Annotated in this window: 17 protein-coding genes and 1 pseudogene; 8 read left to right on the top strand and 10 right to left on the bottom strand. The window is 68.1% G+C overall.

The window, feature by feature from the left end; genetic code table 11:
- Window positions 1–22 precede the first annotated feature (22 nt).
- Entirely contained in the window at window positions 23–1,354 is a 1,332-nt protein-coding gene (locus A3CE_RS0144525; protein WP_051183838.1) for a helix-turn-helix domain-containing protein, read from the bottom strand.
- 190 nt (window positions 1,355–1,544) lie between these two features.
- On the opposite strand from A3CE_RS0144525, the gene A3CE_RS0144520 reads away from it, so the two are divergent.
- From A3CE_RS0144520 to A3CE_RS0144505, 4 genes are all read left to right on the top strand, one after another.
- Complete coding sequence (locus tag A3CE_RS0144520) at window positions 1,545–2,942, top strand: NAD(P)/FAD-dependent oxidoreductase (protein ID WP_020646598.1); 1,398 nt, start codon at window positions 1,545–1,547, stop codon at window positions 2,940–2,942.
- Window positions 2,939–3,793, top strand: coding sequence for a phosphopantetheine-binding protein (locus A3CE_RS52775; protein ID WP_020646597.1), 855 nt, complete (start codon window positions 2,939–2,941; stop codon window positions 3,791–3,793). Before A3CE_RS0144520 ends, A3CE_RS52775 begins: the two co-directional genes overlap by 4 nt.
- Window positions 3,794–3,842: 49 nt before the next feature.
- The gene (locus tag A3CE_RS0144510) at window positions 3,843–4,358 is read left to right on the top strand and encodes an NUDIX domain-containing protein (protein ID WP_020646596.1); all 516 of its coding nucleotides are present in this window, start codon (window positions 3,843–3,845) and stop codon (window positions 4,356–4,358) included.
- A 146-nt stretch (window positions 4,359–4,504) separates the two neighbouring features.
- On the top strand, window positions 4,505–5,416 hold the full coding sequence (locus A3CE_RS0144505) for an abortive infection family protein (protein WP_125592350.1): 912 nt from the start codon (window positions 4,505–4,507) through the stop codon (window positions 5,414–5,416).
- Window positions 5,417–5,830: 414 nt separating this feature from the next.
- Here the strand turns inward: A3CE_RS0144505 and A3CE_RS0144500 are convergent, their stop codons facing one another.
- Complete coding sequence (locus tag A3CE_RS0144500; protein ID WP_020646594.1) at window positions 5,831–6,046, bottom strand: hypothetical protein; 216 nt, start codon at window positions 6,044–6,046, stop codon at window positions 5,831–5,833.
- A 547-nt stretch (window positions 6,047–6,593) separates the two neighbouring features.
- Here A3CE_RS0144500 and A3CE_RS0144495 point away from each other — a divergent pair.
- Together A3CE_RS0144495 and A3CE_RS0144490 are read left to right on the top strand one after the other, a co-directional pair.
- On the top strand, window positions 6,594–10,430 hold the full coding sequence (locus A3CE_RS0144495) for a P-loop NTPase family protein (protein WP_020646593.1): 3,837 nt from the start codon (window positions 6,594–6,596) through the stop codon (window positions 10,428–10,430).
- A 142-nt stretch (window positions 10,431–10,572) separates the two neighbouring features.
- Entirely contained in the window at window positions 10,573–12,084 is a 1,512-nt protein-coding gene (locus A3CE_RS0144490) for an esterase/lipase family protein (protein ID WP_043791441.1), read from the top strand.
- A 671-nt stretch (window positions 12,085–12,755) separates the two neighbouring features.
- Here the strand turns inward: A3CE_RS0144490 and A3CE_RS0144485 are convergent.
- The 4 genes from A3CE_RS0144485 to A3CE_RS0144470 all read right to left on the bottom strand — a co-directional run bounded on the left by A3CE_RS0144485 (window position 12,756) and on the right by A3CE_RS0144470 (window position 16,077).
- The gene (locus A3CE_RS0144485) at window positions 12,756–13,628 is read right to left on the bottom strand and encodes a restriction endonuclease (RefSeq protein ID WP_020646591.1); all 873 of its coding nucleotides are present in this window, start codon (window positions 13,626–13,628) and stop codon (window positions 12,756–12,758) included.
- A 512-nt stretch (window positions 13,629–14,140) separates the two neighbouring features.
- Window positions 14,141–14,878 (bottom strand): ThiF family adenylyltransferase, encoded by a 738-nt coding sequence (locus A3CE_RS0144480; protein WP_020646590.1) that lies wholly within the window; start codon window positions 14,876–14,878, stop codon window positions 14,141–14,143.
- 507 nt (window positions 14,879–15,385) lie between these two features.
- The gene (locus A3CE_RS0144475) at window positions 15,386–15,793 is read right to left on the bottom strand and encodes an E2/UBC family protein (RefSeq protein WP_020646589.1); all 408 of its coding nucleotides are present in this window, start codon (window positions 15,791–15,793) and stop codon (window positions 15,386–15,388) included.
- Window positions 15,794–15,795: 2 nt separating this feature from the next.
- Window positions 15,796–16,077, bottom strand: a complete 282-nt coding sequence (locus A3CE_RS0144470; protein ID WP_020646588.1) for a multiubiquitin domain-containing protein — start codon at window positions 16,075–16,077, stop codon at window positions 15,796–15,798.
- 155 nt (window positions 16,078–16,232) lie between these two features.
- On the opposite strand from A3CE_RS0144470, the pseudogene A3CE_RS60025 reads away from it, so the two are divergent.
- Window positions 16,233–16,517, top strand: a pseudogene (locus A3CE_RS60025) (transposase); the annotation flags it as partial.
- Here the strand turns inward: A3CE_RS60025 and A3CE_RS60080 are convergent.
- Window positions 16,410–16,805 (bottom strand): hypothetical protein, encoded by a 396-nt coding sequence (locus A3CE_RS60080; RefSeq protein ID WP_245589706.1) that lies wholly within the window; start codon window positions 16,803–16,805, stop codon window positions 16,410–16,412. The pseudogene A3CE_RS60025 and the gene A3CE_RS60080 overlap by 108 nt on opposite strands.
- 452 nt (window positions 16,806–17,257) lie before the next feature.
- The gene (locus A3CE_RS58205) at window positions 17,258–17,476 is read right to left on the bottom strand and encodes a hypothetical protein (RefSeq protein WP_211231878.1); all 219 of its coding nucleotides are present in this window, start codon (window positions 17,474–17,476) and stop codon (window positions 17,258–17,260) included.
- Window positions 17,477–17,517: 41 nt separating this feature from the next.
- Here A3CE_RS58205 and A3CE_RS58200 point away from each other — a divergent pair, with 41 nt between their 5' ends.
- Window positions 17,518–17,931 (top strand): transposase, encoded by a 414-nt coding sequence (locus A3CE_RS58200; RefSeq protein ID WP_211231877.1) that lies wholly within the window; start codon window positions 17,518–17,520, stop codon window positions 17,929–17,931.
- 34 nt (window positions 17,932–17,965) lie between these two features.
- Here A3CE_RS58200 and A3CE_RS0144445 read toward each other — a convergent pair whose 3' ends face one another.
- Window positions 17,966–21,385 (bottom strand): hypothetical protein, encoded by a 3,420-nt coding sequence (locus A3CE_RS0144445; protein WP_020646585.1) that lies wholly within the window; start codon window positions 21,383–21,385, stop codon window positions 17,966–17,968.
- Between the two features lie 273 nt (window positions 21,386–21,658).
- Entirely contained in the window at window positions 21,659–23,092 is a 1,434-nt protein-coding gene (gene tnpC / locus A3CE_RS0144440; protein ID WP_026468424.1) for an IS66 family transposase, read from the bottom strand.
- Between the last annotated feature and the right edge of the window lie 35 nt (window positions 23,093–23,127).

Below are 23,127 nucleotides of genomic sequence, written 5' to 3'. Positions count from 1 at the left end.
CCGAAGCTTCGAGCCGGGCACTTCAGTTGGCGACGTGGACGCGGGTGGCGAGGTCGCGGATACCCGGAACGGGAACGCGGCCCTGGTTGAGCAGCACTCCGACGATGTCCCGGACGGCAGATCGGGTGTAGACCTCCCCGGGCGCGCGACGTTCGGCGGCCAGCAGAGTGTTGTACGCCGAACCGGGGCTACCGAGGTCCAGGTGTACGGCGGCGAGGTCGACCAGGAACCGTCCTTCGCGCTCGACGTCGGGGAACCTCACCGGGCCGGCAGTGCGGGCATGCTGGATGGCCGCGGCCGGGTTGCCCAGCAGGTGCTCGACGGAGACACGATGGCTGAGCAGGTTCGCTCCCGCCCGGGCGCCAGCATCGCCGGAGAGACGCGCCGTCGTCGTGGCGGCCGCGTCGAGCAAGTCCCTGGCGCGGACGCCGTCGCCTGCTCGGGCCGCGGCGTAGCCGCCGGTGCACAGCAGGCTGGAATGAAGCACCAGGTGCCGCGGGTCCTGCCCGTCGAGCGTGAGCCGGTCGGCGGCGCCGAGGACGAGAGCCTGCGCCTGTGCGTGATGACCTGCGCGGCGGCAAACACCCGACAGCATCCGTTCCGCTTCGGCGAGCACCAAGGGCTCCCCCGCAGCGCCGGCGGCACGGACGGCCCGGTCGGCGCTGATCCACTCCAGCCCGTTGGGCGCCAGCTTCGCGAGGGCGCGGGTGACCAGCGTGTATGCCTGGGCCAGCGCTCCCGGGTCTTGAACGGCCTCAGCTGCGCGCACCACCGACGGCAGCACGTCGGCCAGGGTGAGGAAGTCGGATTTGCCGAACGCGGTGCGCGCGGCTGCCAGACCGCGGGTCAGCTGTTCGGCGGGCATCGTCGGCCCGTGAGCAGGGGCGCCGACCAGGACGTCCGATAGACGCGCGGCGAGCACGGTGGCCGGGTCGGGCGCCAGGGCCGAGTCGGCTGCCGCGGGCATCGCGGCGCCGGCGACGGTGGCGCCGACAGCCAGGCTGCCGGCCTTCAGGAAGCTGCGCCGACGCACGTCGTCCTCCTCCCGTTCGGGACTGCCGATCACCCTAGAAGGACCGGGCGTGCTGCGCCGGGTTGCCACGCCCTCGTGGTCGTACAGTCCGAAGGCTTCCATGGGCACTGACAGGACCTCGGCCAGGCGCTGCAGTGTCTTGACATCGCGTAGCGGCCGCCGCCGGGACTCGAACCGCGAGATCACGCTCGGGTGAAAACCCAGCCGGTGGGCCAGCTCGGTCTGGGTCCATCCGGCCAGCTCACGGGCGTGCCGCAGCACTGCCGGGTAGTCCTGGCGCGCGATCGCGTCCCGCAACGGCGACGGCATTATCGGGGACATCGGCGTGTCCTCCACCTTCGAGAGGCCGACTCACCCAGGGTAGCCATCCGGTGACGTGTTGAGGGAAGCGTGCCGAGCTGGCACAGCTGTGCCGGACCGGCACGACGGACGCCCGGACCGGCCGGCGACGCGGTTTTCTCGATCGCACCAGGGCCGGCACCGCGCCTGCCCGGCGAGGCAAGGAGGCCCGGTGGAGACGACACGGACAGCGGACGTCGTAATCGTCGGCGCAGGGATCATCGGGCTGGCCTGCGCACTGGAGCTGGCACAGAGCGGAACCTCGGTGGCACTGATCGGGCCATGCGCCGGCCTGCACCTCGGGCAGGCGAGCCGGGCAGCGGGAGCGATGCTGACTGTGTTCTCCGAGGTCGAGGCCGCACACCCACCGAAGCGGGTCGCCATCGAAGTGGCCGAACGAGTCGCCGCCCGCGTCGGCTACGAGGCCTGGCTGGACCAGCTCGCCGAAGCCGGCGGCCAGCCAGTGACACTCACCCCGGGCGTGTGGGTCACCGCCAGCACGCCCACCGACCGGGCCGAACTCGCCGCGATCGCCGACGCGGCCGCCGACGCAGGCGTCCCCGGCGAGCTGCACTCCCCTGGCGACGTTCCCGGGCTGGCCTCCGAGACGGTGTTCGAAGCGCTGTGGCTGCCCGGCGAAGCCGGCGTCGACGCCGAGGCCTTGACCGGCTCGGCCACGGCAGCGGTGCTCGCACATCCGCGGATCTGCTGGCTCGATACCGACGCCGTCACGGTCACCGAAGCTGGATCGGCGATGCGGGTCGCCACCGCCGCCGACACGACGGTCACCGCCGAGCAGGTGGTGCTCGCCGCCGGCGTCCAGATCCCGGCGCTGTTGCGCCACAGCCCGGGACTCGAACTCGGCACCCCGCCAGTGCTGGCCGGACGCGGCGTCAGCATCGTCCTCGACGCCGCCCCGGCCCCGGTCGCCTCGCCGATCCGGACGCCGAACCGCGGGTTCGCCTGCGGCGCCCACCTGGTCACCCGCACCGACGGCAGCCTGTACCTGGGCGCCACCAACCGGCTCAGCACCCACCCGGTCCTGGACCGCTGCCCCAGCGTCGACGAGATCGCGACTCTGCTCCACGACGGCATCCACGAACTCAACGCCGACCTGCGGCACGCCCAGATCCGTAAGGCCCGGGTCGGCTACCGGCCCTACACGACCGACCATCTCCCCCTGGTCGGCCGGACCGCGCACCCGAAGGTGCTCCTCGCGACGGCCACCTACCGCTGCGGGATGCTTCTCGCACCACACGTAGCGCGCCTCATCCAGCGCGAGGTCGACCACCCAGGCGCCCTGCTCGATCACCCGTACTCGCCGCGGCGATCAATCCAGACGCCCGGTCTGACCGAGCTGCTCGCCGCGCACGGTCCCGCCTTGGCGGAATTCATCTGCCAACCCGGCGGGCGCCTGCCCGCTGGCACTGCCGCAGCACTCGGTGGGCATCTGTGCGCTGCGCTGGCTCAGCAGCTGGCCGACCCCGCGGTGCAGCGGCTCGCTGCCTCCGCCCCAGTCGAGGAAGTCCTGCCGCTTCTGCTGGACGTCGCCGGGCGGAGGAGCCGATGACCTTGCCTGCTCCCCTGATCGAGATCGTCACCGCGCTGCGCCCAACGGCCGTATCCCTCACCCTGACATCCACTTTGGACGAAATCGGCTTCGATTCGCTCGATCGGATCCGGCTCGCCACCGCGCTCGAATCGGCCTACGGCGTCGTCATCCCCGACGCCGTACTGGCGGACGTCCACCAACTCGGCGACCTCACCGCAGTCCTCGGCACCCACCCACCGGCCGAAAGCCAGTCGCAGATCGTCGCCGACCGAATCCCTGCCCCACGCGAGGCACCTCGCCGACTGCCGCCGGCGGTCGTGCACCCCAGCACCGAACTCGGCGAGGGCGCTCACGTCGGGCTCGGAAGCCGGGTCTGGCACCGCGTCCACCTTGCCGACGGCGTCGAAGTCGGCGAGGAGTGCACACTGGGCACCGGCGTCCACCTTGGCACTGGAACCCGGGTCGGCAACCGGGTCAAGATGCAGAACCTGGTCCAGGTGTTCGGCGCGGACATCCACGACGACGTCATGCTCGCGCCCGCCGTCCTCATCCTGGAGGATCCGGCACCGCGCGCCGTCACCCCGGCAGGAGGCCCGCAGACACCAGCGGACTGGACGGCCCGCCCGGTGACGGTCTGTCGGGGCGCCACCATCGGCGCCGGCGCCATCCTGCTCCCTGGCGTCCGGATCGGCGCCCACGCACTGGTCGCCGCCGGAGCGGTCGTCGACCACGACGTCCCACCGCACGCCCTGGTCGCCGGCAATCCCTGCCGCCAGATCGGCTGGGCTTGCCGCTGCGGCCACCGCCTCACCGACGACACCTGCCGTCATTGCGGCACCCGCTACCAGCGAGACACCCACTCAATGTAACGAGAAGGCAAGCGGACAGTGACGAACCCTGCGAGCTAGCCTGCTCTCCGTGACGACGCCCACCGCGACACAGCGGGAGTTCTTCGAGAAGTACCCGATGGCCATCCCCTCGGCCGGCGTGCTCTTCTTCGACACCCCCGACCACGAACGCGTCCTCATCGTGAAGCCGAACGGCCGCACGCTCTGGGAGATCCCCGGCGGGGTCACCGAAGCACGCGCCGGGGAAACACCCGTCGCGACCGCACGCCGGGAGATCGCCGAAGAACTCGGCCTCGACATCACCGTCGACCGGATCCTCGGCATCGACTCCGTCCCCGAAGGCCCCGACCACGCCCCGATGATCGCCTTCCTTTACTACGGCGGCGTCCTCACACCCACCCAGCTGAGCTCGATCCGCTACGTCGACCACGAAATCGGCGACAGCCGGTTCGCCCACCCCGACGAGCTCCCCGGCATCATGGTGCCCCGCCTCGCCCGCCGCGTCGCCGCCTGCGCCCACCACGCCCGCACCGGCAAGCAGACCCCGCTCCACCTCCAGCACGGCACCAACCCGGCGATCATCTAGCCGGACGACACTGCAGCCACGCCGCTGTCCCGCTCCTCCCCCGGCTTGGACGACGGGCCCCGGCGGTGCTGTATTTCGCTCGCGTACGCCGGATCCATGGAGTTCAATGGGGAGCTCAAAGCGCAACATTGTGGACGGTGAGGACGATGAGGGCGGCGGATTTCCTCCTTGAGCCAGAGCCCGGCTTCGACATCGAAGGCGAATTCATCCCGCCCGTTCTCGACGAAGACTTGCTCAAGGCGCTACGGACCGGTCCCCTTGACGGCGTCACCGACGTGTCGGCGGCCATCGGGCTTCTCGACCTGGTTCACGACCAGCTGAGCCGCTACGGCACAGACGGAAGCCAAAGTCTGGTCGACCCGCAGATCGAGCTGGCAATCAATACGTTGGCCGCGGTGACGACGCGCGCAGGCGTCCCACTTCAAGTTCCGTTCCGGAACTTCACTCGGTTCCGCAGCTACTGGCTGAAGAACGACGGGCACAACTCTTGGCAAGCGCGGCGGGACATCCTCGAGGAGATCTTCGAGCCGACGCGAGCCAAGCTCGTAGAGATCGACGCACGTCCCTTGGATGCCCGGCTGCCGGCCGAGTCGCTCGCCGAGCTCAAGGACACCTCCGCGATCCTCGAGCACCTCCAGCGGATCCAGCGCGCGATTGTGACCGATCCTGCGCAGGTGATCGGCAGCGCAAAAGAGCTCGTCGAGAGCACCGCCAAGGTAGTGCTGACCGAGCTGGGGCTCCCCGTCGACGACAAAGCCGATGTTCCGGCTCTCGTGAAGGACACGCAGACCGCCCTAGGACTTCACCCGAGCACGCACACGCCGGGGCCCGACGGCAGCGACGCGGTGAAGAAGATCCTGGGCTCGGTCACCGGTGTCGCGATCGGCGTGGCCGAGCTGCGAAACCGCCACGGGACCGGGCACGGTGTGGCAGGACCTCGTACGGGGCTGAGCGCCCGGCACGCGCACCTCGCCGTAAACGCCGCTTTCACGTGGTGCCAGCTGATGCTCGACACCCTCGCCGACAAGCAGGCGCCCTGGCGGCAGAGTTCGCAGTGATCAGTGCACGCGACCGACACCGTCATCGCCGACGCCCTGGCCGCGCTATCGACGCCCACGACGAGCCCGGGGGCCGCAGATACGGCTGAGGGCAAAGTCCGCGCACGGCGCTCGGCCTGTTCGACGCGGTCACCTAACACCCTTGGCTCGCCGCCCAGTTCGCCGTGCAGATCACCCGCAACCCCTGGGGACCGGTGACACTACGGGTCTTCGAGAATATCGGCCGACCGATGCGCGCGCTCGACGTGCCGCAAAGCGACTGGTTCGCTACGACCTCGACCTTGGTCCACTACATCCTCGGCACCACCACCCAAACGCCCAGGCCTCCCCGGGACGCCTACGGGACGCCTACGGGACGCCTACGGGACGCCTACGGGACGCCTACGGGACGCCTACGGGACGCCTACGGGACGCCTACGGGACGCCGGAGAACGAAGCCGAACGCGCCGAGTTCCTCGATGCCGCAGCCAGGGTATGACAGGACCTCAACCCCGAGAATACCCGTTCGTCGAGGCTATCGCCGAGCAGATACGCGAGCACGACGACCGCCGGCAGTTCCAAACCGGCATCGACCTGGTCCTCAAGGGCCATCATCGCCTCCAACCCGCCCGCCACGACGTCGCCCGGCATATGACGAGTCACGTGCCTGGCTATGCCTGCACCCGCTGCCCACCCCGCGCTTGGCCCAGCCCGGTCGAGCCGTGGCTGGCCACCACCGTGACCCTGCTCGGGACGCGATCCACACCATGTCCCTCGGCCGGGCCGAAGGCGGAACACCGCGCTGCGGGATACCGGACGCTGCGGGACGCCCTCGTGACAGTCCGCGACGGCGCGCCGCTCCTCGACGCCGTCGCGCGCTACGAGGCGGAGATGCTCCGGTGCGGCTTCGAAGCCCTCACCCAATCACTGACCGCCCCCTTTCGCCCAGTCAGACGGTGCTCGGGGTCGCCACCTGCCAGCCAGCTCGCAAGTAGCGGCGTCACTGCGGCGAGCTGCTCGTTGCCGGGCCGCGTAGGCCGGAAGGGTGAACCGTCGACCCCGTTCGAGCACGGAGCGTAATAACTTCTGAGGATACGCCGACTCCATGAACACCCCTCGCGTCGTATCCGGTGCGGAGCAGAAAACGAACTGACCGCATCGACGGCACGAGGAAAGTTGAGCGAGGTCGGCGATATCCATGACACAAGATTTTCATGACGCATTACCGAAGAGCCTGAGCCAAAAGTTCTCGGAAGCGCTGCGGGACCAGCCGACCGGAGCGATCGGCCTGATCGGGCCGCGCGGCGTCGGCAAGACCTCGCTGCTTCTTGCCTGCGCGCGAGGTGACTTCGACGTTGACGGCACCGACAAGCCGGTCACGGTCATGATGCGTGCGCCGATCAGGTACGACCCGACCGAGTTCCTTTACGCCGTGTATGAGGCACTGCGTGCGGCCGTACCGCCGGACGAGCTGCCGCGGGAAGCACCACTGCGCGAGCTTGTGGCCAAGCACGTGAAACAAATTCGCCGATCACCTGAGACCCTGTCACAACCCCAGGTCGCCGGCGCCCTCGGCCGGTTCACGACGCTGGTGGCCAGCGACCGCCGGGTGCGTATTCTGATCGACAAGCTCGATCACGTCGCCCCGCCCGAACGCGTCTCCGATTTCCTGACGGACATCCGCGAAGTCCTGGGCGTGCCGAACTGCCAGCTGGTGATCGCCGCGTCCGACGCTCTCGCCGCGGAGACATTGGCCGAGCACGTCGACCGGACGATCCGGCTCGAGGGCCTGGCTCTCTCCGAATCCGTCGCGCTGCTCGAGACCGCGGTGCCCGGGCTTCCCCCTCGCCTCCTGTGCTTTCTCCACTGCGTTGCCGGTGGCGTACCGCGGCGCCTGAGACAGCTGGCTCGCATCGCCGTGGACTCCGCACCGGTCGACCCCTCCGGCGATTCGTTCATCCACGAAATCCTGTGGAAGGAATTCCACGGTGTGGACAACCCCCCGACCGCGGCGCTTCAAGGAACACTCGTCAAAGCCTTCACCATCGACGTCGATGACGAGTGGTTCCGTCGGGCGGTCAACGAAACACAGTGGGCGGGTTCGTTCGACTCGCTGGGGCACGTGCGCAATTTGCTCGGCACCGACCCCGCGCGGGCGGCAGCCAAGCTCGCCGGGTTTCGCACGGCTTGGGGTCTCGGTCCTCAGGTCGTCACTCCACCGGCCGGGATCGAGCCGGAACCGTTCCGGGAGCCCGTCGACGAGCCACCGGAGGAGAGCGATCCGGACGTGCTCGAGCTGGAGCGCGAGTGGCTGCCACAGTTGATCGGCGAGGAACTGGAGTCCACCGAAGCCCAGCGCGCCATCAAGCGGATGAACCTCGATCGCGGGGCACTCGCGGCCGAGATCGCGTCGTCGGCGCTGCTGCAAGACGTCGTGGCCACGTGTTCGAGCCGGCTGGGCGAAGACCTACAGGCATTGAGCGAGAGCCTGCTCGACAAACACACGGGAAGGAATTTGCTGACCGGCACTCTCACCGCAGTCGCGACCGGCGGTGTGGCCACGGTGAGCGTCTCGTGGGTGGTCGGAACGCTCACGGTGGTCGCGGTCGTGGTCGCCGCGGGCGTGCAGTTCGGGGTGGAGCGATCGAACCAGGCCCGGTTGTCCGAACGGCGCGAACGCCTGAAGGCGCGGTGGCGGCGTGACGTCGTCGAACTCGGGGTACGCCCGGCATCGCGGCTGGCGCTCAACAAGGCACTGCAACCGGTCTTGTGGTTCAGCCTCGTCATCACCGACCAGTCCGGGCTCAACCACGCCGCGGGTGACGAGTTCGTCGTGGACACCGGGTCGGTGCGCCGGTTCGACCGGGCGGCACGGCGCGTCCGGAGCGGGGCACTCGGCCTGGCCGGGCCGCGAGGTTCGGGCAAGACCACGCTCATCGGCAGGTGGGTGCGAGACGAACTGGACAGGGTGGCGATCCAGGTGCCCGCACCCATCCGGTACGAACCGCGGGACTTCGTGCTTCACCTGCACAGTGCCCTGTGCCTCAAGGTGATCCGCGGGCTGGGCCGGGGCGGCCCCGGCACGGGGGTCCATCCCGACTGGGGTCTCCTGCTCGACCGGGAACACCGGCGCAAGCAGATCTGGCTGGTGCTGCGATTCCTCTTCTGGGCCGGCGTGGTGCTCTGCGCCGCGACCGGGTGGGCGATCGCCGCGCTCGGGCTGTCCGCGCCCAAGACGATGTTCGGCGAGCTGCTGGCGAGGCGGAGCACCGGTGATCTGCCCGCGCTCCTGATCCTTCTGCTCGGTTCCCTGGGCGCGGCAGGGATCGCCGGCACGCTCCTCGCCGTCGTCTGGCTCAAGCTGCGGCGCCGGGGATGGTCGTTGCTCCGGGTGCTGCGGTCCATGCTCACCCGCACGAAAGCGCGCTCGAAACAGGATCTGCTGGTGGATCTGGCCAGGCGGGACCTGACACAGATCCGGTTCCTCCAGACGCTCACCACCGGCTGGTCGGGCAAGCTCACGCTGCCGCTCAAGATCGACCTCTCCCGGACGCGGTCGACGCAGGTCTCGCAGCGTCCGCTCACCCACCCGGAGCTCGTCGGCCAGCTCCAGCGGTTCATCCAGCAGCTGGCCGAGGTGCTGGCGCCCAGGGACGGCCGGCCCAGCGTGGTGATCGGCATCGACGAGCTGGACAAGGTCGAACCCGCCGAGGACGCACAGCGGTTCGTCAACGAGATCAAGGGTGTCTTCGGCGTGCCGGGCTGCCAGTTCGTCGTTTCCGTGTCCGAGGAGGCACTGACCGCTTTCGAACGACGGGGACTGGCCTTCCGCGACGCCTTCGACAGCGCGTTCGACGAAATCGTCCGCGTCGACCACCTCAGTCTCAGCGACGCGGACCACATGCTGTCCAAACGGGTCACCGGGATGTCGGAGCCGTTCCGCTACCTCTGCCACTGCCTCTCCGGCGGTCTGCCCCGGGAGCTGATCCGCGTGGCGCGGAACATCGCCGAGCTGTCCGGTCCGGACACCATGCCCATGCTCGCCGAGGTCACCGAACGGCTCGTGGTCGACGAGCTCGGCCGCAAGGCGACGTCACTGCAGGAGGCCGCGGCGCGGATCGGCGCGGGTGCCGATGTGGCCGCCTTCGTCCGCATGATGCACACCTGCACGGCGAATCCCACCCCGGCGATGTTGCTGCGCAACGCGCCGGCGGTGACCACCGTCGACGACTCTCCCCTCGGCCGGCTCCGGCTGGAGTCCCACATCTACCTCCGCTACGCCGCGACCCTTCTGCAGGTGTTCGACAACGATCTCGACCGCACGGAGCTCCGGGTGGCGAGTGCGACCGCCGAAGATCCCGGTTCCTTCGACGCGCTCGCCTCCGTTCAGCAGCAGATGGGCCTGCACCCCATGGTGGCGGCGGTGGCCCTCGACAGGTTCCGCCTCGCGTGGAACCTGGACCCCGGCAGGCATCCGGCCGACCGGAGCTTCGCGTCGTCCGAACTGCTGCTGCAGCCGGACGGCGGCGGACTGCCGGCGGAGCTTCGGTGGTTGTGCCACTGCCTGTCGGGCGGAGCGCCCCATTCACTGCTCCGCACGGCGAAGAGGGCGGTCGCGTTGCTCAACAACGAACCCCCTCCTTCACTCGACCGGGTGGTCCACCGGCTGGTGGGAGACGACCTGCGCGAGCGCCTGGAAAACCTGCACGAGCAGGCCGTCAAGCTTGGGCTGGGGCCGGATATAGCCGACTTGCGGAAAACCCTGCGTGGTTGCGCCCACGGGACGGCGAACGACCTGCTCACGGCGGCCGGTCCCGCACTGCCGAACGGCAACCGGCTGGCCGCGCTGCGCGCGGAATGCCGCGTTCACCTGAGGTTCGCCGCGACCGTGCTGCAGCTCTTCGCCTCGGGGCGCGTGCCGACGGACGGTTCTCTCGACGCGTTGGCGACCGTTCCACAGCTGGTGGCAACCGGCGCAGCCGACGCCGGGAAACTGATCGACCAAATTCGGGTGACTTATCACCTGTATCCGTGATCACCGGAATCCGAAATTAGAACATTCGGGTGACTTCGGTAACGTTTCCCGGGCCGCCGGCGAGTTTGCAGATAACGCCGGTGGAAACTGACGATTTCGCGCAGTCTTCCCCGTTTTGCCAATCTGGATCGAGGGGTGAATCATGTCCGCTCACAAGCTGCCCGTCGTTTATGTTCGCGGGTTCGCTGCAACATCATCGGAGATCGACGACGCGGTGGACGATCCGCTCTACGGTTTCAACAAGGGTGCGGTGCACGTCCGGATCGGGAGCGACGACAAGCCCTGGTTCCACCAGTTCGAGGGTCCGCTGCTGCGCCTGATCAGCGACGAACGCTACCAGCTGTTGGTCCACGGTGACCAACGCGCCTTCTTGCTGTCGCAGGAGGATGCGGCCGTCCCGGAGGCGACTGTCTGGATTCACCGGTTCTACGACCAGGCCGCCACGACATTCGGCGCCGAGCCGGCGGCATTCGTGCTCGAAGATGCCGCCGAGGACCTGTTCGACTTCGTGAAACTGGTCCTGACCAAGACCGGCGCTCCCCGCGTGTTTCTCGTCGCTCACTCCATGGGCGGCCTCATCTGCCGGTCGATGATTCAACGAGTGATTCCCCTGGCCGACGGTGCAGCGGATGCCGCGACCAGTTACGTCGACCGGTTGTTCACCTACGGAACCCCGCACAGCGGCATCCAGTTCGCCCACGGATTCGGGCTACTGGAAAAGCTTCGCGACCTGTTCAACATCGACGCCGCCGCGATTTTCGGTCCCGACCGCATGTATGAGTACCTGACGACCGACGGGGGTAACCGCCCGAATGGCTGGTCGCCGGCCGACGTGCCCGACGGGGTGTTCCCGAAGGAGCGGATCTTCTGCCTCGTCGGCACGGATTCGGAAGACTACGCCGTGGCGCGGGGCCTGTCGTCCAAGCTCGTCGGCGTGCGGAGCGACGGCTTGGTCCAGATCGACAGAGCCTTCGTGCCTGGAGCCAACCGGGCACTGGTCCATCGCAGCCATTCGGGCCGGTACGGCCTCGTCAACTCCGAGGAGGGCTACCAGAACCTGCGCCGATTCTTGTTCGGAGACCTCCGCGCCCAGGTGGACCTGGTGCACGTCGAGCCGCCACCGGGTTCCGGCGACGACGGCGTCATCCGGCAGGTCGAGGTCCAGCTGGCGATCCGGCAGCTGCCGGTCCTCGTCGACGAACGGACCTCCGCGCACCACTGCCCGATCCAGTTCGAACCGACACCCGCCGAAGACCCGGTGCTCCCGCTTCTGGTCACGTTCCTCACCAGCCGGCTGCCGCGCCCCACCGACACTCTGCGGTACTCCCTTCACCTGCGGCTGCTCTCGCTCGCCGAGACGGGCCTGGAACTCGCCCTCGACCCGGCGAACCACCTCGAGCAGACGGCCGATTTCGACGACACTCTCGTGGTCGACGTCCAGCCCGGCAACGGCGACGAGCAGCCGGCGCAGGCATGGGCTGTCTGGAACTCCGAACTCCCGGGAGCGATCCGCAACTGGACGCCGACCGGAGATCCCCTGCCCGGCGACCAGAGCGGGGACGGTTGGATGACCGAGGTCGCACTGCCGGAGACAGCGAACCCGCTGTTCGGCCCCACCGCCGCGATCCGGCTGACGTTGACCCCGTGGCAGTGAGGCGGGACCGTGCTGCCCGCCTCAGGAGCCGGGCTACTCCCGGACGACGGCCGGGCAGCTCGGCGAATGTGTCGGCGTCCCAGTCGGCGATGAAGGTGCTGACGTGAGGCAGGTGGTCGAGTCCGATGTGCTCGGTTACCCCTCCTCGGGTGCGAAGACCCGCAGCTCACGTTTGGGCGAGTTGACGGCCTGGTCGTAGGGCGCCGGCCTCATCGGCGGTGCCGACGCGTCCGAGCGGGGTCCCGGCGATGTTGACCGCGCGGAACGCTGGAGCGGCCGACGGAGCACGCCTGGAGCAAATCCGGGCTCGAACCTTACGTGACGGGCAAGAAGCTGCCGCCCCGAGGAAGTCGACAGCGCCTGAAGACACTCCTCCTCGTGCTTGGCGAGAAACCGGACGACCGGACGCCGACGTCGAGCACTACCTCAATGCCTGGGAAACCGTTCACAAAACCACGTACCGATCGGTCCCGTCGCCGAATCCGAAACCAGCGCCGGAACAACCTCGTCCGACAGGGCCCACCCCCGCCCAGAATCGCACGATCCAGCTGCCGATCTCTCAAGCCGCTCTGATCGTCGTCGTTTTAGTTCTCCTCGTCGCCGCCGCCGCGTTACTGCTCTAGTCCAGCGGTAGAACAACGATCCGTCCTCCAACTGCCCTCGCCGATCAATCAGGCATGCCTCCAGCCGGCGAAAAGCCCGGTCACCGGCCAGTCATCGGGCTTCAGGTATGCCAAATGTTCACGGGCGTCGGGTAGGTGAGCGAGCATGCCGACAGCCAGGTCGTCGAGCTGCTGCCGCAACTCGTCTTCGGTCGCGGCGAGGACTTTGACCAGCGGTTCACCCCGGTAGGTCGTCATGATCCACCGGTGGCCCGGGGTACCGCCCTGAACCACCTGACCATTGGCGCGATTGCGAGGATTGTCCACGCCTGCGGCACGCAACGCGTCGATCACTTTGGCGCCTGCCCCTGCCTGCGCTTCTCCGGTGGGATTCGTCGTGCCGAAATGCCGGAACACCCGGATCACGACGATCCCGCCGCTGATGTCCTCGTACTCGTTGGTAGGGGCAACGCGGAATCCAGCGCGCCGGAGCTTCAGAGTGGCGGCCCTGACGAGGTCCTTCGGGACCTCGTAGTCGAAGTGGACGGTTCCCGGTGGCTGCCACGTGACCAGTTCGTCGATGGTGAGCACTTCCAGCTTCAGACCGCGCGCCTGCTGCGCGAACTCTTTCGCGCCGCCGGTGTACCCCGAGCTGGCAATCAAGACTCCGCCGGTCACCCCGACGTCCTCCAGGAAGCCGTAGAACGACTGCACGTCGGGAACGTCGATGGCTCGCCCGTGACGCTTGCAATCCACGACCACCTGCGTGACTCCCAGCCCGGCCACCGTCGTTGTGATGAGCACGTCGACCTGGCGCTTCCGCTTACTTCGCAGACCCGGCAGGTGGACATTGCGCTGGACGGTCGCATCGGGACCGGCCAGGAACGCCAGCACGTCCGCGACGCCGTTCTCGTACTCGGTGGCCAGGCCAAGGTCGGACATGGAGATACGATACGCGCGGGGTTGTCCCCTCGACGGAGCGTTCACCAGTTCGTGTTCCGGAGCACGGCATACCGCTACCGGCGTCGCGCCGTCTCCGGTCAACCTCTCATGTCCCGCCGTCGGGCGTGAACCTCCCAGGTGACGAGCCAGTCGATGCGCATGAGAGGCCCCGGCGGCTTCCTGGACCACCTCGACCGCGTCTACCGGACCGGCCGGCCCTTCGTCGGCCGAGACGCACGCGTCCTGCTGGGCGAAGGAGCCGGTACCCGCAATGCCTCCTTCGACATCACCGATGAGCCGCGGCGCGACGAGACCGGCGATGTGACGGTAAGTTCCGCGACGTCGCCCCAACCCGGCTCGCGGCCTGCTGGTCGACCTCGATTCTCGGCCGCGACGACGGCCCGGCGGGTAGCCGCAGGTCACGCAGGCCGGGACGGTAGCGCTCCCCTGCATTCGATGCAGCTCCCACGTGGCCCGGCGACCTGCCTGGGGCCGACCTGGGTGCCGGGCTGTCACGCACTGCCGACCAGGTCGATGTCGAGCCACGTCGCGGGCCGTCGTGAGCCGGAGAGCCATGCTGCGAGCTCGACCAGCGCGGCGTTGACGGTAAGTCCGTTGAGGTAGACAACCGATGGGTTGGCGGTGCCAGTTCCGTACCCGTGCCGGCGATCGAGGGCCTGTTGATCGGCGGACTTCGCCCAGCGCGCGACCTCGGCGGAGTCCAGTTCCTCGAGACATGTGAGGCATGGACCGCCGGGTAGGACGAACACGACCCGTCCTCCGAGTGCGATCGGCTCGGCGGTGTCGTCGGCCCCGGTGGCGATGTCGAGGTAGGGGATCCGGGAGTCGACCGCGATCTGATTGAGCCGGTGCCGGGGACCGTCGTGGTCGACGCATCCGATGATCAAGTCTACGTCGTGCAGTTCGGGGTTTGCGCCGGCGACCGTGATGCCCGGCAGCTGGTGGGCCCAGACTAGCGGGTCGATCGCGCGCATCCGGCGCCGGGCGACGAGGTTCTTCGGACTTCCGATGTCAGCGTGCTCGGCCGTGACCATACGGTTGAGGTTGGTCGTTTCGACCAGGTCGTCGTCGAAGATCAGTACGTTGCGGAAGCCGAGGTGGGCAAGGGCGACGGCGGCGTGCGACCCGGTCCCGCCGGCGCCGACGAGGGCGACCCGCATGCTGCTGATCGAGGCCTGCGCGTCGGCACCCAGGAGTGGAAGCTGGCGGTTGAACCGCACATCGGCCACCGGCTCGGGCGTTGAGGATCCGCAAGGAGGGGCCGATGGATGTCACGGTGTCGAACGGACGGCGTTCAACGCCGCCGCCCGGGGCTGGCCGCCACCACTCGGCCCAGAGCAAGCCCTCGGTCCAAACCGCCGCGCCGTAGGGTGCACCGTTGAGCAGGTCCAGCATGTAGCCCGCCATCGGTTCGAGGTGAGTCTCGTCGAGGGACGAGAACCGCGGTGGCCCGGCGTGGTGGTTGTGGAACTCGACCAGGCCACGGCCGGTCTTGACGGCGTGGTTGTGCACGCGGTCCAGTGCGTGGTCCGCGATGGACCAGCCGTGGGAGCCGCGGTGGACGTCCTGATCGTCGATCAGAATGACGTCCGTGGCCTCGATGACCGGACCGTCCGGGCCGTCACGCAGGATGTTGGTCAGCGCGAAGGCGAAGCGTTCGCCCGAGCCTCCGCGAAGGTGCTGCTCGATGCGGGCCCAGTGGTCCGGCACGGTGAACTTGAGGGTGCTCATGGTCATCAGTCCGCTTCTTGGAATCGGGTGAGAGCGCCAGTCAGGTACTCGGCGAGGTTGCTGCCCGCGGCCGGGTCCGCATCCGGTCGCCAGTCGCCCGGATCGACGTAGTAGGAGAACTGCAGCCACCGCTTTCCCGCGTGGACCTGGACGCCTTGGCTGTTGCCCGGGGTCCCGCCGTTCGCGAGGGTCAGGTCGGGCCGGGCGCAGATGTTGTCCGGTTGTCCTGCCGGATAGTTCGGCGGAATCTGGAAGAGCACGTCGGTCTCGCGGTGCGACCAGCCAGCTGGAAGTTGATGGCCCGAGAGCACGACGACGAGCGACTCGCGATCGATGCGGGCTCCGGGGTATGCCTGGCGCAGTAAGGTTTCCTCCTGCGCCAGGCGAACCGCGAGCCTGTTCGGCTCCGTCATTGTCAGCCCCGCTTGAACCGCGGACGGCGCTTGAACTGCGCTCCGGGCACCAGATGAACCGTCTCGTCGGGCGCGATGGTCTTGCGGGTCCCGTCCGGCAGGATCTGGATCAGTCCGTTGCTGGAGCTGATCCCTGCGATGGCCATGATCTCCGCACCGGTGATGGTGGGATGGTTATGCTCGTAGGTCGTGCCGTCGACGTCAAACACGAACTCGGTCCGCTGTTCCCCGGGGTGACGCCCTGAGGGGTCGTCGATGTCGGCACTTGTGTGGATGGCTGACACGTCGCCTCCTGTGGTCGGCCCGCCGTTTGCGGGCTTTCACTAAGCTTGACTCTGTCGGGAATCTTGGAACGGTTGGCGCGTCGCGGAGGGTGACCGGTAAGTAACAGCGAGGCTTCGGGGGTTAGAGAAGTCGCAACGCTCCCCGAGGTGATCGCATGTCCTTACCGGTTGATTCCCGGTCCGCAGTGGAGGTCCCGGAGCTCACCGCGCGGATGGCTCGTGCCAGTAACCCTGGTGGTACGACGGCGATGTGGGTGCGTGACCGCCTCAGCGGACTGTGGAGGGATGAGGACTTCGCCGACTGCTACTCCCGCAACGGACGCCCCGCGCTCTCACCCGCCCAGTTGGCCACGGTGAGCGTACTGCAGTTCCTGCTGGGCTTGTCTGACCGCGATGCCGCCGAGGCGGTGCGTTGCCGTATCGACTTCAAGTACGCGCTCGGCCTCGAACTCGACGATCCCGGCTTCCACCACAGCGTGCTCGGCGACTTCCGCGACCGCCTCCAGCGCGACGGCCGGGCGGACCGCCTCCTCGATGTCGCCCTGGCCCGTCTGAAGGAGGCCGGACTGGTCCGCGAGCGCACCACTCAGCGCACCGACTCCACCCACGTCCTGGCCGCCATGCGCGACCTGACCCGACTCGAACTGGTCACCGAAGTCATGCGCGCGGCACTGGAGGAACTCGCCCGCACCGCCGACCACGCGCTGGACGGCCTGGTCGACGAGCACTGGGGCCGTCGCTATGGCCGACCGGTGCGCCTGGGCAAGAACCCCACCCGCCCCAAAACCAGGATCAACAGCACCGGGGCGGACGCCCGCCACCTGCTCGAACACCTGAGCCACAACCATCCCGGCCTGCTGGACGGCCCTCGAGTGCAGGCCCTGCGGCAGGTGCTGGTGCAGAACTACCACTGGGACCCCACGGGCCGCCTGCGCTGGCGCGACGAAGACGAAGGCACTGGTCTGCCACTTTCCGCGAACCGGATTATCTCGCCCTACGACCTGACGGCCCGCTACGCGCGTCGGGGTCAGGTCACCCGCTGGCAGGGGTTCCTCGCGCACGTGACCGAAACCTGCTCCGGCGACAGCCCCAACGTGATCACCGACGTGGCCACCATGCCCGCCACCAGCTCGGACGCCGAAGTCCTGCCCGGTATCCACACCAGACTGCAGCACCGGGACTACGACCAGACCAGCATTTGGTCGACGGCGGCTACACGTCCCTGGTCCACCTGGAGCGGGCCGAACGCGAACACCGGATCACCGTGGTGGGACCGCTGCCGGGCAATCCCACCCACCAGCACCGCCAGGGTGAGGGCTTCGCCCGCGACGACTTCCGGATCGACTTCGACCGCCGACAGGTCACCTGCCCGCAGGGCCAGGTCAGCAAAGGCTGGCACGGCCCTTACCCGACATCCTCACCGACCGCGGCCCGCTGATCGTGGCCCGCTTCACCAAGAGCCAGTGCCAACCCTGTCCGGTCCGAGCCAAGTGCACCACCTCCCGCGACTCCGCACGCAACGTGGGCTTTCCCCCACGAGAACTCCTCGAACTGCAGCTGCGCAACCGTGCCGAGCGGCAGGAACCGGCCTGGCACAAGCGTTACGCGGTGCGGTCGGGCATCGAGGGCACCATCTGCGAGTTCGCCCGCGGCCACGGCATGCGCCGTTGCCGCTACCGCGGGCAGGCCAAGACCCACCTGCAGCACGTACTCACCGCCATCGCCGTCAACATCGAACGCCTCAGCCGACAGCCTCCCGGCGACAGCGCGTCCCCACGGCCACCGACAGCCTTCCAGGACTACCTCGACCAGCAGGACATCCCACGCCTGCGCTCCTGGCGAGCCGTCAACTGACACAGCACCGACCAAGATCCCCGACAGAGTCAAGCTAAGGGGTACGCCACCAACGGCGCACCGACTCGATGGTGTCGACGCAGCTCAGCAGACCGTCGGTACCACTCAGGCTCTGCACGATGGGCATCGCGCACGCGAGAACCCTCAGACAGCCGTTGAGATCGAGCCCGTCGAGGCAGCGCCGCACGAGTTCGAGGTCGGGGCGGGGCTCGGACGCCTGGTAGCCGATCACGGCGGACCGGGCCAATACCGTCTCACGCGTGGGCGAGAATGCCTCGGCCAACGCCTGCTCCCGCAATCTTTCCGGCAGGTGCATGGCCAGCGTACCCAGCAACGGTGTCGGATTGAGGGTCTGGGGCACGGCACCGGCGATCGTCACCGTGCGCCGTAGCAGGCGTTCGGGCAGCAGCCGGGCGAGTTTCGCCACCTTGGCCGCGCGCACGATGCGGTCCCGGTCCGCTAGCTGCTCGTCCAACGGGTGGAGCTCCCTGAGCACCTCGATCACGGCCCGCCGAGGAAGCGCCCTGGCGAGCCGGGCGAACCATCGAATGTAGGTTTGGACCGGGTCGCGGCTGACCGGCAGGTCGCATCCCTGAGCGAGGACACGGTCGAAGAGCCGGTCGCGCTCGGCCACCGGCGCGAACACCGCCAACATCGCCAGGACACCTACGTTGTAGTACGCCGGTGTTCCTACCAGCGAGCCGGCATCGACGGCCCGCCACAGTTCCTCGCGCTGCGGAGAAGACAAATGGGGGGCGAGACGGATGATGGCGATGGCCCGGCTTTCCGGGTCTGTGACCGCTGTGGTGATCGCGTCGAAAGCTTCGGCGACGATCGCCGGCTGAGCCGCTGCGGGAAGTGCGTTCAGCACTGTCGTTAAGGTCGTAGGCCGGTAATCGTCGTCGTCGGAGCGTGCCGCGGCGAGGGCTTCGAGCAACGTCGCGGCTCGCTGCGGTTCCGCGGTGGTATCCGCGAGGGAGGTAAGGGCGCGTGCCCGGAAGTACGGGTCGAGCACCTGCCTGGCCGCGTGCAGCGCACGCTCGCGAAGCTGGTTGCTCTGTGGGGCGGGTAGCACGGAAGCGAGAGCGCCGAAAATCTTGGCGCGCCCGTATTCGTCGCTGATGGTCCGTGCGGCACTAAGGCCTTTGGCCGCCAGGGAGGCATTGAGAAACGGGGCGAGGTTGCCGATCGCGTCGGCCCTCTGGAAGGCGTCGGTCAGCTCCCCGGCGATCGTCAAGGCCTCGTTGTGCAGCCTCTCGGGCAGATGCGGAGCCAAGCAATTCAGCAGCCGCACCTGTCGATTCTCCCCGCGGACCAAGCGGACCAGGGCGAATGCTTCGTCGATGACGCCTTCGCGAGCCTGCCGAGGAAGGTTGTCGACAACGACGCCGAAGGCTGTTGCTCGTTCCTGGTCGTCCGGAATCGCCCGGACCGTGGCGACGGCTTCGTCGGCCGCCACGGCCGCATGCCGCGGGGTGAGGAGGGAGGCGATGCCGGCGAGCGTCTCCGCTCGCTCAAGGCTGCCCGGCACCTGGCGGGCAGCCTCGATCGCTTCGCAGCAGACCTCGTCGGCGAGTGAGCCCTCGACCAGAGGCGTGAGCGCTGCAATCTCCCAGGACCGGTCATCCGCCGGTGAGATCGACCGGGCAACGTCGAAAGCTTCCTCCGGAAGTTCTCCTGGTGAAGGCATCGCAGCGGCGACGATCCGCAGTGCACGGGCCCTGACGTACGGATCGGGCGCCGCGCGGCCGACCGCCAGCACTTCGGCGAGCACAATGGCGCCGAGTTCCAGGTCATGACGTGGGACCAGAGCAGCCAGCGCCAACGCACGATCGTCCAGTTCGGCGAGTGCTTGTGCCGCTGTCATGGCATCTGCCAGCAGTGGCTCGGGGAGGACCGGAGCCAGCGCTGCGAGCAGCCTGGCGGCGGCGTGCGTGTCTTCGATCCTTATCGTCAGCTGCAAGACCTCACCAAGCTTTTCCTCCGAGAGCACAGGGATCAGCCGCTGGAGGAAATCCACTTGGCTCGAGGAGCTCTGGATAGCGACAACCGCATCCAGCGCGTCGCGGGCCATGCGTTCGTGCTCTTCATTGGCCACGTGCTTGAGCAGGCGAATGAGAAGCCATGCACGATATTCGTGATCGGTGACCAATCGAGCGGGTTCCCACGCCTGGACGGCAGCCTGGCGCTTCTCCCTGTCACCGACATCGCCCAGAAGGCCGATCAGTGTGTTCGCACGATCAGCCGGATGGTGGAGGTTCCGGGCGTGGTCGAGCGCTCGGCCGACTGTCCACACTCCGGTCGTGACCAGTCGCCGGATGAGCGCAGCCGGGACGTTGGCAGTGAGCGTGATGATGGCGCAGGCCATCACTCGGTATTGGAGTTCGAGGGCAAACGACGACGACGTCCGGCAGCTGCCGTGGTCTGCATCCGTGCCATCTTCGACGAGCCGCCTGGCACGCTGCAGCGCCGTGAGGTATTCGTCCAGACTGCCCGCGCGATCGTGTACGGCGAACCAAGCATTGCGGATCCGGCCCTCTTCGGCGAGGTGCTCGGCATTGAGCAACCGATGCAGGTCTCCGGCCTCGCCAGCGTGCTCGAGATGATAGGGCAGCTGGCGTCGTGGGTATCCGTCGTCGATGTTCGCCAGGTCAGGGTCCCGCTTCAGCGCAGGCAATTGCTCGTCCAGCCCGCCGAACAGGGTCAGGTAATGACTTGTGATCCGTCGATGTGCGGCCGTGGTTGCCTGTGCGAGCTCGTCTCCGCGGGCACGCGTTCGCTCCAGCGAATGCGTCCGGGCCGCGCCGCCGATGAATTCGCGCAAGCTCGCGTGATAGATCCCGTACCGGCGGGGTTGACCGGGCTTCTCGACCACCGTGAGAAATGGCCGCAGAGCCGAGTCGCACAGGGTGCGGACGCGACTCGGATCCGCCAGACCGGCGAGCTCGCTCAGCGTAGCCGCCGGAAGCGGTTCGGCGGCTGCGGCCAGTGTGGCAAGCAGGGGAAGCCGGACCGAAATCCACGCTTCTCCGTCGCTGGGCAGGATCAGGCTTTCCACGTAGTAGCTGACAAGATCGTCAGGCAAGCCGCCCAAGGCGGCAATGTCTCGAAGCCCGTACCGGAGCTCGTCGAGAACGTAACGCAGGTAGACCCAGACCCCGCCGCATTTGCGCACGAGCAGCTGCGCGAGGTCCTCCGCCGAGACCTGGTGATCCGGCAACATGGTGGCGAGCGGTTCCGCGGCAGCGGTCGCGAGGACGAACTCGCGAAGATCGTTGCGATTGCGCTGATCAGCCGGATCGATCAACAGGGATTTCCAGGGCTGCCGCAAGGCGGAGAGATCGGTCCCGACTCGGGAGGTGACGACGATGAAGACGCCGTTCGGGAGGACGGTGGGCAGTCCCAGCGGTAGGTCGCTGTCGTAACGCTCCGCCTCATCGAGTCCGTCGATCACGAGAACGAGCTGTTGCCCGTACTCCTGCGCTTTCGCGGCCGCAGCCCGCAGGAGCCCGTCGAACCAGCCGGGTTCACCCGCGGTGTCCGGCAGTGTCCCGAACGGCGCGAACTCTTCGCCGAGCTGGTACTGGGCGATTAGCTGCGAGGCCAGGTTCCGAAGTGCGGTGGAGACACTGCGCCCGTTGCGCCTGCGGGTGAAATGGCAGGGCCAACCCCGCGTCCGGGCGAGCCAGGCCGCGAACGTCGTCTTCCCCAGGCGTAACTGGTCAGGTCATGGAATTGCGGGCAGCCAGGGGTTTCCCTCGGCGAGTGTGACGAGGGTGTCGAAGAAGTGGTGGCCGTGTTTGGCTGCGGTGGATAGGTAGCTGCGTATGGCGCAGAACTGCCCGGCTCCGGCGAGGGTACGGAGGCAGCCGGAGATCTTCTGCCGCAGCTTGATCATGCGAATGTCACGTTCGGAGCCGTTGTTGTCGGCGGGGATCCGCCAGTCGGTGGTGAAGCGGAGGTAGTCGTCTTGCCGGTTGATCAGTCTGCGGGCGAGTGCGTTGTGCTTGCACGCCAGCGCATCCACTCGATCGGCGGTCTGGGTGATCCCGACCTGGGCGGCGGAACGGTAGCGGCGGATCTGGATGGTCAGCGCGTCGGCATCCACCGCGTCGGCACCGGCGGCGATCGCCTCGGCCACCAGGTGTTGCATCGCGACGAGCGCGTCAGCGACCTGGGTTGCCCAGCACCATGGGCTCTCCGGCGGCACGGTTTCGGTCACGGCCTGCAATTCGCGCAGCGCGTGGGCACAGCAGAGTTGATGGTCGGCATCGAGGTAGGTGTCATACGGTGCCCACGCGTCGTGCACGGCGACCCCACGGAACCGACCGAGCACACCGGCGTCGTCGATACCCGCGCGGCCGCGTTTGGGGTGACACGTGATCAGGGTGTACTTCTCAGTGCGGGCGCAGTGCACCCAGTGCAGCGTCCCGGCGACGCGAAGCCCGGTCTCGTCGAACCCGGCCACTGCGGCCGCTGCAATCAGGTCACGCAGACGGGTCAGGAAGTCGGTCAACCCGTCGGCGGCGCGTGCGGTCATCGCTGCCACCGTGCCCTGCGAGATCGGGGTACCGAACAGCTCAGCCAACGCGGTCGCGGTGCGTTTCTTCGACAGGAACTGCCCGACATACAGATAGAGGACGATCGCGGTGATCCGCGGCCCGTACTGCACCGGCGCCGTCACCCCAGCCGGCGCTGCGCCGCAGGTGGTGGTCCCACACTCACAGCGGCGCGCGATGAGCTGGTGCTCGGTCACCCGCACCGTGATCGGCGGCAGATCGAACACCTGCCGCCGCTCCACCCCGACCTCCGCCGCGAAGGCCAGATCCGCACCACAACCGGAACAAGGACCGGGCTCATGCCGCACTCGCTCATGCGGATCGGTGACCTGCGCCAGCGTCGACCCCGGATGCCCGGACTGCCCGCCCGGCTTGCGGCCGCTCCTGCGCCGCAACGACTTCGGCGCCGGCTTCACAAACGGCGAATCCGATGACGGTGGCTTCGACGAGTTCCGGCTGTTCTGCCCCAACTGCCGCCGGAGTTCAGCGTTCTCGGCCCGCAAAGCAGCGACCTCAACCCGCAACTCCTCGATCACCGCCGCCTGCCGCACCACCAGGGCGGCAAGCTCGTCATACGACGGACGCCCATCCCCGGCCTGCACAACAAGATCATCTCACGGGGGCAAACACACCCCGG

Source organism: Amycolatopsis balhimycina FH 1894 (assembly GCF_000384295.1).
GTDB classification, from domain to species: Bacteria; Actinomycetota; Actinomycetes; order Mycobacteriales; family Pseudonocardiaceae; genus Amycolatopsis; species Amycolatopsis balhimycina.
This window is presented reverse-complemented; position numbering and strand designations above follow the sequence as displayed.